This window comes from Acinetobacter sp. SW-226 (genome assembly GCF_055632855.1).
Window position 1 is genome coordinate 1,723,291 of record NZ_CM145752.1, and the last position, 14,381, is coordinate 1,737,671.

A 14,381-nucleotide genomic window follows, 5' to 3' on the forward strand; every position below is an offset into this window, starting at 1 on the left:
TCTGTTAAATAGCTGTTAAGGATAGCGAAAATGAAATCACGTGCGGCCGTTGCCTTTGGACCAGGACAAGCTCTGGAAATTGTAGAAATTGATGTTGCTCCACCGCAAAAGGGTGAAGTTTTAGTCAAGATTACGCATACAGGTGTTTGCCATACCGATGCATTTACTTTATCTGGTGATGATCCTGAAGGTGTTTTTCCTGCGGTTTTAGGCCATGAAGGTGCGGGTATCGTGGTTCAGGTGGGTGACGGTGTCACTAGCGTTCAGCCGGGCGATCATGTTATTCCACTATATACAGCTGAGTGTGGCGAGTGTTTATTCTGCCAGTCAGGTAAAACCAATTTATGTGTAGCTGTTCGTGCAACTCAAGGTAAAGGTTTGATGCCAGATGGTACAACGCGTTTTTCTTATAATGGACAACCGATTTATCACTACATGGGCTGTTCAACATTCTCTGAATATACTGTTGTCGCAGAAGTGTCTTTGGCTAAAATCAATCCAGAAGCTAACCCAGAACACGTATGCCTATTGGGTTGCGGCGTGACCACTGGTTTAGGTGCAGTCAAAAATACAGCCAAAGTACAAGAGGGCGATACCGTTGCTGTCTTTGGTCTAGGTGGTATTGGTCTAGCTGTTGTACAAGGTGCAAAAAAGGCTAAAGCCAGTCGTATTATTGCGGTTGATACGAACCCTGACAAATATAAATTAGCAGCAGAATTCGGGGCAACTGATTTTGTAAACCCAAAAGACCATGACCGTCCTGTACAGGAAGTGATTGTTGAAATGACAGGTTGGGGGGTTGATCACTCATTTGAATGTATTGGTAACACCAATGTCATGCGCTCAGCATTGGAATGTGCACACCGTGGTTGGGGCCAGTCGGTGATTATTGGTGTAGCAGGTGCAGGCCAAGAGATTTCAACACGTCCGTTCCAACTGGTTACTGGTCGTACTTGGAAAGGGACTGCTTTTGGCGGTGTAAAAGGTCGTTCACAACTGCCGGGTATGGTTGAAGAAGCAATGAGTGGAGACATTCGTTTAGCTCCATTTGTCACTCATACTATGGGGCTCGACAAAATCAATGAAGCGTTTGATTTGATGCATGATGGCAAATCTATCCGTACAGTGATTCATTTTGAAGACTAATTCAGTGTAATACATTTAGAAAACCAAGCTTAGGCTTGGTTTTTTTGTTTTTAATGAAACGAAAAGTGGGGTGGCAAAACTGTTCATATTGTTAGACAAAAATGATAGAAAATGTCAATTTGTTAGATTTTGTCCTTTTATGACATAGCTGAAAACAACTTCTAACCGTATCTTGATGATTCAATAATGCACACTTGTATAAAAATAAATTTAGATCAGAGGGTGACTATGGGAAAGCATATTGAGTACCATCCAGAATGGGTTCGAGAAGATTTTGTGGATTTTCTAGCTGAAAAAGTAAATCCGCTGTGGGCTTGGAAAAAGGCCAAAGCACAGATTGTTGCAAAGTATCATTTGTCAGATGACTTCGTGTGCATGCAGTTACAGCCAAATCGTCATTTTAAAGTCGCTGGTTATCAAGCTGGGCAAAGCATCTTAGTAACGGTGCTTATAGGTGGTGTACGTTGGCAACGTAGCTATTCGATTGTTGAAATTTTAGACAATGGTAATCTTGTGATTGCTGTAAAAAAACAGGGAAAAGTCTCAAATACGCTTACTCAGCAGTTCGAAAAAAGTGTAGTTGAAATTTCCCAATCGCAGGGTGAATTTGTTTTAAAAACACAGCCTCATTCTGCACTGATGATTGCCTCTGGAAGTGGCATTACTGCAATTTACGCATTGATTAATGCTGCATTAAAACAAACACAAATAGTTTCCCATATTGATCTAATTTACTTTACGCGGGATGATGCCTTTCACGTAGAACTGCAACGTTTAGCGGAACATTATCCGCAGTTTAAATATCATCATATAAATACCTTGCTGGATAAACAACATCTGAGCCAAGACTTGCTTAGCCAAAAGGTTGAATGTTTTGAACAACGCGAATGTTATGCCTGCGGTGCTGCCAATATGATGCAAAGTCTGACACAAATCTATCTGGCTTTAGACTTAATTGACCATCTGCATACCGAATACTTTCAAATTACTGTCGATCACACTCAGAACGCTCAAATGGTCACATTTCAACGTTCGCAGCAACAGTTTCAAGCTCAAAGCAATTTATTAGAAAGTGCCGAACAGGCGGGTTTACGTCCCGCACATGGCTGTCGTATGGGGATTTGTAATACTTGTTCATGTACCAAAGTTCAGGGTGTGGTGCGTAATCTACTCACAGGTGAACTGGATCAAAACAATAACACTCAAATTAAGTTATGCATTTCACAGGCGGTTAGTCCTGTTGTAATTAACCTTTAAGAAGGTATAGATATGAATCTTCCCGTATATTTTAGTGAAAGCAGTAAATCTAAATATTTAAGTCCTGCACAAATCGAAGAGTTTGGCTCAAAGGTTGAAGCGATCCGCCGTGAAGTGATGGAAAGCCTCAATGAAAAAGATGCCGAATATATTTACACAATCCGAAATTTTGTCCGCTATAGCGAAATAAGCGCACGTGCAATGCTCATGTTTGCAGGGTGGTTACCTCCAGTATGGCTTTTGGGCACAGGTTTATTGGGGGTATCTAAGATCGTAGAAAATATGGAACTTGGGCATAATGTCATGCATGGTCAGTTTGACTGGCTAAATGATCCGAGTCTCAATGGTAGCAATTATGATTGGGATACTATGGCCACAGGTCCCGACTGGAAGCATACACATAATTACATCCATCATACCTATACCAACATTGTCGGGATGGATCATGATGTCGGTTATGGCTTAGTCCGTGTGAGTGATGCACAGAAATGGGAACCTCGCTTTTTGCTGAATTTGCCTTTAGCTGCTCAGTTGATGGTATTTTTTGAGTGGTACGTTGGCATACAAAATCTGCATATCGAAGATGTGGTCGCTTATAAAACCAAAACATGGCGTGAAGTTTGGGTAGAGTCATATAATTTTAGACAGAAGATGAAACGCCAAGTGATTAAAGACTATGTCTTTTTCCCCATCATCGCTGGGCCAAATGCATTGCCTGTCTTTGCAGGAAATGCTGTAGCGAATGTTATTCGTAGCTTGTGGGCATCCGCGGTGATTTTTAATGGTCACTTTACCGAAGACGCTGAAAATTTTGAAATGGACAATATTGACAATGAAACACGGGCCGAGTGGTATCTGCGTCAAATTCGAGGTTCGAGTAACTTTACTGGAACACAGTGGCTCCATATCTTAAGTGGCAACTTGAGCCATCAAATTGAACATCATCTTTTTCCAGATATGCCTGCAAATCGCTACGCACAAGTAGCCCCAAAAGTTAAAGAATTATGTGCGGATTATGGGATTCATTACAATGAAGCCAGTTTTATAAAACAGTTTTCATCTGTTTGGACAAAATTGGCGAAATATTCATTACCAAACCAGTGCTATGCGAAGAATGAAAATACATTTTCATTTATTAAACACAATCTAAATTTATTGAAGAAAGCGCTACTGAATTAATGTATTTAAAATGCATTAATTCAGTAAAAGTCTAATTGGAATGGATCTACCAATTAGACTTCTTTTTTTGCTCAAAATTAGCGCATAAAATACTGATAAATAATGTTTCATTCTAACTAAAAATAATCAGTGATCTGTCTGCATGTTTGAAATTTTATTTTATCTAGTTGTTATTATTTAAATTTTATTACTTTTTTTATATGCTCTTTTCCCCAGCAAGGATAGGGTGAGTTTAATTTCAAATATCGCTTTTGTTTATTTGTCGGATTTGTGTAAATGTTGCAATTTTTCATTGGTATAGGCTCATATAAGTTGTATATGATGCATGGTGTGATGGCAATCACGCAACGTCACTTCACATTTGTTTTTCTTTGTTTTTTTAATTTATATTTATGACTTTGCTTGATTTCTTTTTTAAACAATATGTCTGATTACGGATTAAATCAGCTAGTTTAAGTTGCAGATAATTATTATGTCGCGAATCCAATCACAGCCGAAAATTAAATCTAAAAATTTTGCTTATGAACATGAGGCAGGGAAAACTGCCATTTCTAAAAATGACAGTTTATTGATTGATTCTATTCCACAGCTTTTTTGGTTGCATAGTCATGTATGTAAGTACCTAAACTTACCCCTACGCCAATATTTGGGTGTGATGAATATATCAGAACAAGAATTTAATTTACTTCATTATATTCATCCTGAAGATGTTCAAGTACTTGATGACTTTTTGCATCAAGCAATTGTGGTCGAACATAAATTTGAAAAATCCTGCCGAATTCGTAACCAACAAGGCGAGTATCACTGGTTTTTAATTCAAGCTGAGTTGGAAAATAGTCCAATCGGTGGTTTTAAAATCAGTTGTACCAATATTCATCAGGGCATGAAAATCCATATTGAATCATTGGCTCTTTTAAGAGCTCATGCCGATATGTTGGATGCCAGTGTGGATTGTATTATTGTGGTTGACCCTGATGGCATAATCACACACATGAATAAGTCAGCATGTGAAAATTTTTTTGGGTGTGCTGATTTAAAAGAGTTTGGCATGTCTTGGATCGAAATTTTGCCACAAGCGATTCGTAAAAAAGCTAAAAAGGCGATGCTCGATGCTAACAATGGAAAAAACTCACGTTTTAATGGCATGAGCTTTTCTAAAGACAGTGTCTATTACTGGGATAATGTGCTTACACCTGTACTAGATGTCGATGGTAAAACCCAAAGTATTTTATGTGTTTCACGTGATGTAACTTTACAATACTTGGCAGAACAAAAGCTTAAACAAGGAAATGAACGGGATGAACTTACAGGCTTAAATAACCGTAGAGCGTTTAAAGAAAAAATAAGAAAACTATATACAAATGCACGGGATAAAAAGCAAAAGCTTGCTGTGATGTTGTTGGATTTAGATCATTTTAAAACAATTAATGATACGCTGGGTTATGCTGCAGGCGATCATCTTTTGCGCATATTATCTAAACGCTTAAAACAGACTCTTGAAGGACGAGCATTCTTGGCGCGTCTGGGTGGTGATGAGTTTGGAGTCATTATTCCACATGTACGAGATATTGGTGAACTCAATGAAATTGCTCAACTGATTTTAAAGCAATTAGAGATCCCGATTACATTCGCAGGTAATTATATTAATGGAGGCATGAGTATCGGCTGTGGCTTATATCCAGATGATGCTAGTGATATTGTCGAGTTAATGAAGTGTGCAGATACCGCACTTACCGATGTTAAAGCCCAAGGGCGTGGCGGTATGCGAATGTTTGATCAAGACATGTTTAATGCTGTTCGAGAGCATTCAGCACAACTGAATTGCGCACATCAAATTATTCGTAACTTGACTATTGAGGCTTATTTTCAGCCTAAAGTCTGTTTAAAGTCTGAAAAAATTATTGGTTATGAAGCATTATTACGTTGGCGAGATGAACATAATAATATTCAAAGCCCTGCAAGAATTGCTGCTGCGTTTAATGATTATGAGCTATCTAGTCGTATAAGTGAAATTATGCAGAATCAGGTTTTTAAACAGATTACTGAATGGCTAGCAAAAGGGTTAAAGGTTGTTCCTATTTCAATCAACGCTGCACCTGTTGAATTTATGCGAGATAACTTCGCAGAAATATTTTTAAAACGGCTTAAAACACATGCTATTCCAGCAAAATTTGTTGAAATAGAAGTCACAGAGTACCATTTAGCAGAACGGGGTTATGAGTACGTTATTCGAGCTTTAAAAAAACTTAAAGCCAATGGTGTGAGAATTGCATTAGATGATTTTGGCACGGGGCATTCTTCACTAACTCATTTACGAGACTATCCTGTTGATATCATTAAAGTTGATTGCTCATTTGTACAGCGATTAAGTGAAGATAAATCAATTTATGCGATTGTTGAGGGATTAGCTAAACTGGGCCCCTTATTATCTATGGATATTATTGCTGAAGGCATTGAAACAGCTACTCAATTACAACTTTTAAGGGAAATGGGTTGTCATATTGGGCAGGGCTATTTGTTTAGCCCTCCAGTTTCGGCTCAACAGGCTGAAATGCAATTATTAAAACGACACTAAACATTGATCTTTAGACAAAGACAGCTTGCATGATTTCCGATTTTCCTGGAGGGTTGTGTTTATCGAGATAGAACAACACTTTTCTATAAAAAAAGTGTTGTAAAAGCAAAAAAATCAGCGTATTTTAAATTTCAGATAACATATTTTTGAAGATATAAAAATGTTAAAGCAACCTGTAGTTTCTAACGCGACATATTATTTTTGGCAATTTAGATAGTTGCCTGAATGCGTTCGGGCATCAAAAGGTTGCCCACCCAGTTAATACCTGATCGGCAACCCTGATCAGGTTTTTTTATATCTGCTATTTTAATAAATTTTGGAGAACTTCATGAAAACGATTAACTATTCATACTTTAGCAACTTTTATTGGTTTTACTTTAGTCAATTTATGACTTCAGCCGAACAATCCATTAGACCCATAACGCTCAAATAAAAGCTCGGACTGAGACCACAGTCCAAAGGATACAAACCAATGAATGCTCTAAATACTGCACTACAACAAGCTCAACAAACAGCTCAAGAAACGTCTTTAAGTTCACCACAGCAACTCAAAACACAGCTACCACTTTCAGCAGCATTAAAATTACAAATTGCTGAACAGTGTCAAACGATTCAAAAGATTTTGAGTGGGCAGGATCATCGTCTTATGGTGATTACAGGACCATGTTCTATTCACGACCCGATTGCAGTATTAGAATATGCTGAAAAATTAAAACAATTACAGAGCAAAGTTGCAGACCAAATTTTCTTCGTTATGCGTGCTTATATCGAGAAACCACGGACAACCGTTGGCTGGAAAGGCTTTTTATACGACCCAATGTTAAATGGTTCCTCAAATATGCAGTTAGGCCTAGAGCAGTCTCGTGCATTGTATTTAAGCATTATTGAAAAAGGACTGCCTATTGCCTCAGAAATTTTAAGTCCAATGGCAACAGCATATTTTGATGATCTGTTGGCATGGGGGGCGATTGGTGCACGTACGAGTGAGTCGCAAATTCACCGTGAAATCTCAAGTCACATGCCATTCAGCATAGGCTTCAAAAACGGGACAGATGGTTCTATTCAAATTGCATTGGACGCGATTCAGTCAGCGACAAATCCGCATCAGTTCATGGGGGTGGGGCAGCAAGGCATGGCATGCATGTTGCACTCTACTGGAAATCCGAAGCCTCATTTAATTTTACGCGGTGCAAATTCTGGACCTAATTATGACATAACACATATTCGCCAAATGCAGGATAAAGTGAAAGGCGAATTACCGGCTCTAGTGATTGACTGTAGTCATGGTAATAGTGCCAAAAATCCGCTCAATCAACCTGAGGTATTGCGTAGTATTGTTGAAGAGCGTGCTCAAAGTAATGTATGTGGTGTCATGCTTGAAAGTTACTTGGTAGATGGTCATCAAAAGATCTCATCAGATATGGTCTATGGCCAATCGGTAACGGATGGATGTTTAGGATGGGAAAAAACACAACAGGTACTATTAGATATTGCTGATACTTTAAGAATGCATGCTATACAGCGTAGCGCATGATTGAAGTACCTATAAAAAAGGCCTTCAGATTTGAAGGTCTTTTTTTGTGATGTAGTTCAGAAAATACTGATAATAATTTGAAAAATAAGTTAAAAATTATTTATGAAAGAATAAATGAGGTTGAGCTGGCGGTTAAAGTTATGCACAATCAGTAACCTTAGAAACATGATAACAAATTGTATTTTTAACAAAAATGCTTTTTAGGGTCAGCTATTTGCACTAATTTTTAGAGAATACTATGTATACTGCAGAACTCTTAGAAGAAGCTCGTCGAATGATGTTCCACATGCTCACCAAGGTGGTTGAGTATGGCGGTTCAGATTTATTTATATCTGCGGACTTTCCTCCGAGTATCAAGCATCAAGGCTTGATGAAGCCTTTAGGGCAACAGAACTTAGCAGCAGATCAAACTAAGCTGTTTGCCTATAGTTTAATGAACGAAAAGCAACGTCAAGAATTTGAAACTGAGCTTGAGTGTAATTTTGCAATTAGTGTTCCCAATGTTTCTCGTTTTCGTGTCAATGTCTTCCAGCAACAACTACAAGTAGGGATGGTTATTCGTACGATTGCTGCGGAAATACCGAATTTTACCAAGTTGCAGCTTCCAGAGTCCTTAAAAGATGTGATTATGGAAAAGCGCGGTCTGGTATTGGTTGTTGGTGGTACAGGATCTGGTAAATCAACCTCTTTAGCAGCCATGATTGACCATCGAAATGAAAACTCAGCAGGGCATATTATTACCGTTGAGGATCCTGTCGAGTATGTACATAAGCACAAAAAATCAATGATTACTCACCGAGAAGTAGGGGTGGACAGCCATTCTTGGCACAATGCCTTAAAAAATACACTTCGCCAAGCACCTGATGTTATTTTAATTGGTGAGATTCGAGATACTGAAACGATGGAGCATGCAATTGCCTTTGCAGAAACAGGACATTTGTGTCTTGGAACTTTGCATGCCAATAATGCCAATCAAACCCTAGACCGTATTATTAACTTCTTTCCAGAAGAACGAAGAAATCAGCTTTTGATGGACTTATCTTCAAATATGAAGGCGATTATTTCGCAGCGTTTAGTCCGTACTGAAGATGGTCGTGGTCGCCGGGCAGCAGTGGAAATCATGCTCAATACGCCTTTGATGTCAGACTTGATATTAAAGGGGAATTTTCATGAGCTTAAGGAAGTGATGGCAAAGTCAAGAGAGCTTGGAATGCAAACATTCGATCAGGCTTTATTTGATTTGTATAATCAAGGTGCAATTGCCTATGAAGAAGCGTTACGCAATGCAGACTCGGTAAATGAATTGCGCTTACAAATTAAACTCAAAAGCAGTAGAGCAAATCCACATTTGAATACAAGTAGTGTTTTATCTTTTGATCAAACAACTCCTGAGAAGTCAAAAGACTTAGAAGAAACACAAGCTGAAAGCTAAGCTTTAAGTCCGTATGTTTAATGATCAGAACCTGCGGACACTTCTATTTAGATATATTTTTACGATTTACGACATAAGTATAGAAGAATAAACTTAAAGCTGTCGTTGTTGCACACAGTAAATAGGTGAAACTATAGCCCTGTTTTGAAATCAGTAGTCCCAGCAAAATTGAACCTAAAGCAATACCTAAGTCATACATGGTAAAAAATGTGGAAGTTGCATGTCCAATCCGATGCTTTTCAGCACGTTGAATGGCTAGGGTTTGTAGGCAGGGTTGAGCTGAACCGAAGCCCATACCTACGCATACCGCTGCAATGAGCAAGCCCGCTAATGATTGAATTTGACTTAGGATTACAAGACCTAAACTAAACAAGAGAATAGCAGGATAAATTACATAATTTGCACCATGTTGATCATAAATCTTGCCAGTAATAGGGCGTAGGCTCATCATAGCAATAGCAAAGACAATAAAAAACAAGCTTGCATAATTAAGAAGATGCTTAGACTCTGCATAGGTAGAGATAAACGACATGATGCTGGCATAGGAAAAAGAGATAATCATGGCCATAATCGAAATGTTTAAGGCTTTTATTTCTATAAAATCATCTCTAGAGAGCTTATGTTTTTTACTAGATTTAGAATGTTTGGGCTTCGAAGGAATTGGGATAAAAAAGCAAAAGAGAAAACCAAGCCAGACACTAAATGCCAAAAATCCTGCAACCATTTGATAAGACATAGACTGAATGAGCGTCAAAGCGATGAATGGTCCTAGAACAATACCTAGGTTAATTGACATGACAAAATAGCCCATACCTTCGCCTTTACGTTTCTCTGGGATAAACTCATTCACAATAGGAACAGCCACAGTTGTAACAATGCTGAACCAGATGCCGTGCAGAAAACGAATCAATAAAAGCACCTGTAAGTTATCAGCTAAGAGATAAGCTAAGGAAAATAGGCAAAATAAGGCTTCCGAAATGAAAAGTGTTTTCTTTTGACCAAATTTTTCAATAATCAGTCCACTAAAAGGTCGAACAGCAATGGATGAAACCATAAACAAGGTCATGGCTAAACCTGCTTGCGTAAGATTTCCGCCCAAATCTTTTAAAATATAAATTGGTAGAATGGTGGTTTGTGCAAAATAAAAAATGAATAAGAACAAATTATTGAATAAGCAAAGAATAAAAGACTTATTCCACAGCGTTGGGGTATTGGATGTGGACATGCTGAACCTTTGGTTTGAGGCTAAGTCACAAGGCGCTTTTATATTTTTTATGCAGGGATCTTGAGACGCTATCGTACAGTTTAGAATTGTTTAATTATAGTACAAAAAACGTGAAAAGTGTAGTTATTGTGATAAACGGAAATAAATAGACGGTCACTGTGCTATAGAAAATGATTTATTTCTCAAAATAGGAGGATAATAAAAAATCAGTCCGAAGACTGACTTTGCTTATTTCAAACGCTTCAGTTTTATTTATAGTCCAGCTTCATAGGCTGTATTTGATAGAAGCTGTTCAACATCGGCCATATTGTCAGGCTTAATTTTATAAATCCAACCTTTACCATAGGGGTCATCATTGACAAAGTCTGGGTCATCTTCCAAATTTGCATTGATTTCAACAACGGTGCCTGATACAGGTGCATGAATGTCAGAAGCTGTTTTGACTGACTCAACGACACCTGCTTGTTGACCAGCTGTGATCTGTTGACCAACTTCTGGGGTTTCAACATAGACTAAATCGCCTAAAGCATCCTGTGCATGGTCTGAAATACCAGTTACAACCAGATCACCTTCAATACGCACCCATTCATGTGTACTTGCATACTTCAATTCTGAAGGATGATTCATGAATAACTCCTTAAAATACAAAAACATTTTTGCATGATTTATACATGCTTTTTTATAAAAACAAAAGGCTTATAAATAGGGATCTTTACGCCAATTACTTGGGCTGCGACCACTCCAGCGTTTGAATGCACGGCTAAAATTGGCTACATCGCTGTATCCTAGTTCATCTGCAATTTGTTCCAGACTATAGTCAGTACGAGAAAGTAGTGAGGTGGCATGGCGGTATCGAACTTCATCAACAATGGTGGAAAATGAAGTACCTTCAGCAGCCAATTGGCGTTTCAGTGTTCGATCAGACATGTGTAATAGGTCAGCCACGTGCTCGATGCTTAAATAGTGTTGTTCTGATCGGGTTAGAATGTCACGAACTCGCATAGATAATCTTCGGCGTTCGCCCATAGCGGAGAGTTCGGCTTCACACTGATTAATCGCAATTTGGCTTGCAAGTGGGTCGGCATTGACCATTTTAAAGCCTAAGTAATGTTTATCAAAGCTTAAAAGTAAATGAGGTTGATCAAAACGAACACTATGGTTAGGCAATTTTGCGCGGTAGCGGTCAAAGCCTTCTGGCTCTGGAAAATCGAAATCAATTTCACCTGCCAGAGCCTCAATACCAGTGAGTGCCTTACTCATTGACACAATCCCAAAAATAATACTGATCGCAATATCCGTACGCAAAGGTTCAATATCAACATCGCAACGTAATTGTAAAGTTGCTTTTTCGCCAAAGGTAGAAAAGAAAAGCTGCAAAAAAGGCATACGTAGTTGAATAAAACGATTTGCCAGAACCAAAGCTTCACCAATATCATGTGTGGTCATGATGGCATAGCCAATGAAACCATGAATTGAAATACGCATCTGCGTACCAAGATGGTAGCCTAGAGTGGGCTCACCAGTCAGACGACTGGCTAATTTAACCAATTCATTCGCAGTATGCACTGGGATACGAAAATCAGGCTCAGCAAGTTGTTCGCTGGTGAGTTGAAAAGGGGAAAAGAGTGCCTCTGCGTTATAGCCCCAGCGAGACACAACATCTAATAACAATAAGCCATAAACACCAGGAATTCCTTGATCTTGGCGAAGTGAAACTGTTTTCATGCGCGATCCATTGCATTTTTCTTTCTTTTCGGTCTGAAGTTATATTGGCATGAATAATGAAAATCCATGAAGTATATTGTTTGACAATATACTTTGAGCAAATATAGGTTCAGTTTATCGGGGTTTGAATTCCTTTCAAGTAAATAATAAATAGCATAATTTTTCGTTGCACACATAAGTATTTTACTGTGCTTATAACGATTGTTATAAATAGGCTAATCGTGACTATAGATAAATTAAAAAGCCTAAATCACCTCTAAGGAGATCTAGGCTTAAATGATCATTCAGTCAATAATATTGTTTAGTATATTAAGCTTCCTTTTGCGCTTTGATCGGATGTTGTTCTGTTAAAAAACCACCTGTCTGACGCTGCCATAAATGTGCATAAATGCCATTTTTCTCAATCAGTTCCTCATGCGTCCCTTGCTCAGCAATATGACCTTCATCGAGCACAATTAAACGATCCATTTGTGCAATGGTTGAGAGTCGGTGTGCAATTGCAATTACCGTTTTACCTTCCATGAGGTCATCTAAACTAGATTGAATCGCAGCTTCAACCTCAGAATCCAAGGCACTGGTGGCTTCATCTAAAATCAGAATAGGCGCATCTTTTAAGAATACTCGAGCAATTGCGATACGCTGACGTTGTCCACCTGAAAGTTTTACCCCACGCTCACCGACATAGGCTTCATAACCCGATTTGCCACGTAAGTCTGTTAGTTGTGGGATAAACTCTTCAGCTTTGGCTTTGCGTACGGCAGCAAACATTTCCTCATCTGTTGCATTTGGACGACCATATTTAATGTTTTCAGCGACACTACGATGAAGTAAGGAGGTATCTTGAGTGACTAAAGCAATATTGCGACGTAAGCTATCTTGAGTAATGTCTTCAATATTTTGTCCATCAATTAAAATGTCACCTTGTTTTAACTGATAAAAATGTAATAAAAGTTGAATGAGGGTGGATTTACCTGCACCAGAACGACCCACAATCCCAATTTTTTCACCTGCACGAATATGTAAGTTTAAATTGTCGATGACATTTTTACTGTTATACGCAAAAGTTACGTCATTAAACTCAATCACACCTTGTTTAACTTCAAGGTCTTTAGCATTAGGCTTATCTTGGATATTAATCGGGCGACCAAGCGTTTTCATCCCATCTTGAATGGTACCGACATTCTCAAATAAGGCTGAGGTTTGCCACATGATAAACTCAGCAATACTACTCAGCTTTAAAATCATGGCTGTTGCTGCTGCAATGACACCAAGTTCAGCCTGTCCATTCATCCATAACCAGACAGCTGTGCCGAGTACACCAACGTAGAGCACGACATTTAAAAATAGGATGCTAATTTCATACTTTGCGCCCAACCGCATTTGCTTATAGACCGTAACCATAAACTCTTGCATCGAGGCTTTGGCATATTGGCTTTCACGCCCAGCATGGGCAAAGAGTTTAACGGTTTGAATATTGGTATAAGCATCGGTTACACGGCCTGTCATCACCGCACGAGCATCAGCTTGTTCGTTAGACACTTTGCTTAAACGTGGAATAAAGTAATACGCAGCACAAATAAATAAAGCCAACCAAACTAGCAAAGGCACAATTAACAACGGTGAAATAGCACCAAGGACTAGATTGACAGTGATAAAGTAAATCAATACATAGGCCAACATGTCGCCTAAAATGACCCAGAACTCGCGTATCGGCGAGAGCTGTTTGCATGACCTTTGCAGACAATCGTCCTGCAAAATCATTATGAAAAAAGTCGAGACTTTGTTTCAGCAAAAGATTGTGAAAGCGCCAACGCAAACGCATTGGGAAAGAACTAAACAAAATTTGGTGCTTAATAATGGACTGGAGGCTGGCAAAGAAAATGTTGGCTAACAAAATACAAAACAGCAGACTAAGGTTTGAACTGTGTTCTGCTAAAAAGGTTTCAGGCTGACTTTTGCTGAGCCAATTTACCAGTTCACCAATTTTTGCATAAAGGAGTGCTTCAAAACTGGCCGCACCAGCAGTGAATAAAACTAAAATCACTAAATATTGACGGACACCTTTAGCCGCCTGCCAAACAAATGGAAAGAAAGTGGTTGGTAAAGGCTGGTTTAGTCCTTCTTCTGGATAGGGATCAACACGCTTTTCAAACCATTTGAACATAAATAAAACCTTGTAAAAATAAGCTGTTTAGGGAATAACAGTTTGTTTTATAGATAATCAGAGTTCGAGAATTTTAGCATGAAAAGGTCGTTCAGTTGTTTGTAAATTACAAGACCATGTGTCTGTTTAGGAAATGGTAGTTTT

The 14,381-nt window shown here is 38.6% G+C and carries 9 protein-coding genes and 1 pseudogene; 6 read left to right on the forward strand and 4 right to left on the reverse strand.

Annotated elements, in window-relative coordinates:
* The first annotated feature begins 30 nt into the window (after window positions 1-30).
* From ACZ8ZH_RS08345 to ACZ8ZH_RS08370, 6 genes are all read left to right on the forward strand, one after another.
* The gene (locus tag ACZ8ZH_RS08345) at window positions 31-1,146 is read left to right on the forward strand and encodes an S-(hydroxymethyl)glutathione dehydrogenase/class III alcohol dehydrogenase (RefSeq protein ID WP_119063461.1); all 1,116 of its coding nucleotides are present in this window, start codon (window positions 31-33) and stop codon (window positions 1,144-1,146) included.
* A gap of 228 nt (window positions 1,147-1,374) precedes the next feature.
* The gene (locus tag ACZ8ZH_RS08350) at window positions 1,375-2,403 is read left to right on the forward strand and encodes a flavin reductase family protein (RefSeq protein ID WP_119063462.1); all 1,029 of its coding nucleotides are present in this window, start codon (window positions 1,375-1,377) and stop codon (window positions 2,401-2,403) included.
* A gap of 12 nt (window positions 2,404-2,415) precedes the next feature.
* Window positions 2,416-3,582 (forward strand): fatty acid desaturase family protein, encoded by a 1,167-nt coding sequence (locus ACZ8ZH_RS08355; RefSeq protein ID WP_119063463.1) that lies wholly within the window; start codon window positions 2,416-2,418, stop codon window positions 3,580-3,582.
* 472 nt (window positions 3,583-4,054) lie between these two features.
* A complete protein-coding gene (locus ACZ8ZH_RS08360) occupies window positions 4,055-6,157 on the forward strand; it encodes an EAL domain-containing protein (RefSeq protein WP_470247905.1) in 2,103 nt (700 codons plus the stop codon).
* A gap of 472 nt (window positions 6,158-6,629) precedes the next feature.
* Entirely contained in the window at window positions 6,630-7,691 is a 1,062-nt protein-coding gene (locus tag ACZ8ZH_RS08365; RefSeq protein WP_119063465.1) for a 3-deoxy-7-phosphoheptulonate synthase, read from the forward strand.
* 238 nt (window positions 7,692-7,929) lie between these two features.
* Window positions 7,930-9,123 carry a PilT/PilU family type 4a pilus ATPase gene (locus ACZ8ZH_RS08370; RefSeq protein WP_086210052.1) on the forward strand — a complete coding sequence of 398 codons (1,194 nt, stop codon included), beginning with the start codon at window positions 7,930-7,932 and terminating at the stop codon, window positions 9,121-9,123.
* Window positions 9,124-9,166: 43 nt separating this feature from the next.
* Here ACZ8ZH_RS08370 and ACZ8ZH_RS08375 read toward each other — a convergent pair whose 3' ends face one another.
* The 4 genes and pseudogenes from ACZ8ZH_RS08375 to ACZ8ZH_RS08390 all read right to left on the reverse strand — a co-directional run bounded on the left by ACZ8ZH_RS08375 (window position 9,167) and on the right by ACZ8ZH_RS08390 (window position 14,237).
* On the reverse strand, window positions 9,167-10,390 hold the full coding sequence (locus ACZ8ZH_RS08375) for an MFS transporter (protein WP_228199417.1): 1,224 nt from the start codon (window positions 10,388-10,390) through the stop codon (window positions 9,167-9,169).
* A 210-nt stretch (window positions 10,391-10,600) separates the two neighbouring features.
* On the reverse strand, window positions 10,601-10,975 hold the full coding sequence (gene gcvH, locus ACZ8ZH_RS08380; RefSeq protein WP_086210050.1) for a glycine cleavage system protein GcvH: 375 nt from the start codon (window positions 10,973-10,975) through the stop codon (window positions 10,601-10,603).
* A 69-nt stretch (window positions 10,976-11,044) separates the two neighbouring features.
* Entirely contained in the window at window positions 11,045-12,073 is a 1,029-nt protein-coding gene (locus ACZ8ZH_RS08385; protein WP_119063467.1) for an AraC family transcriptional regulator, read from the reverse strand.
* 309 nt (window positions 12,074-12,382) lie between these two features.
* A pseudogene (locus ACZ8ZH_RS08390) lies at window positions 12,383-14,237 on the reverse strand (ABC transporter ATP-binding protein).
* Window positions 14,238-14,381: the final 144 nt, after the last annotated feature.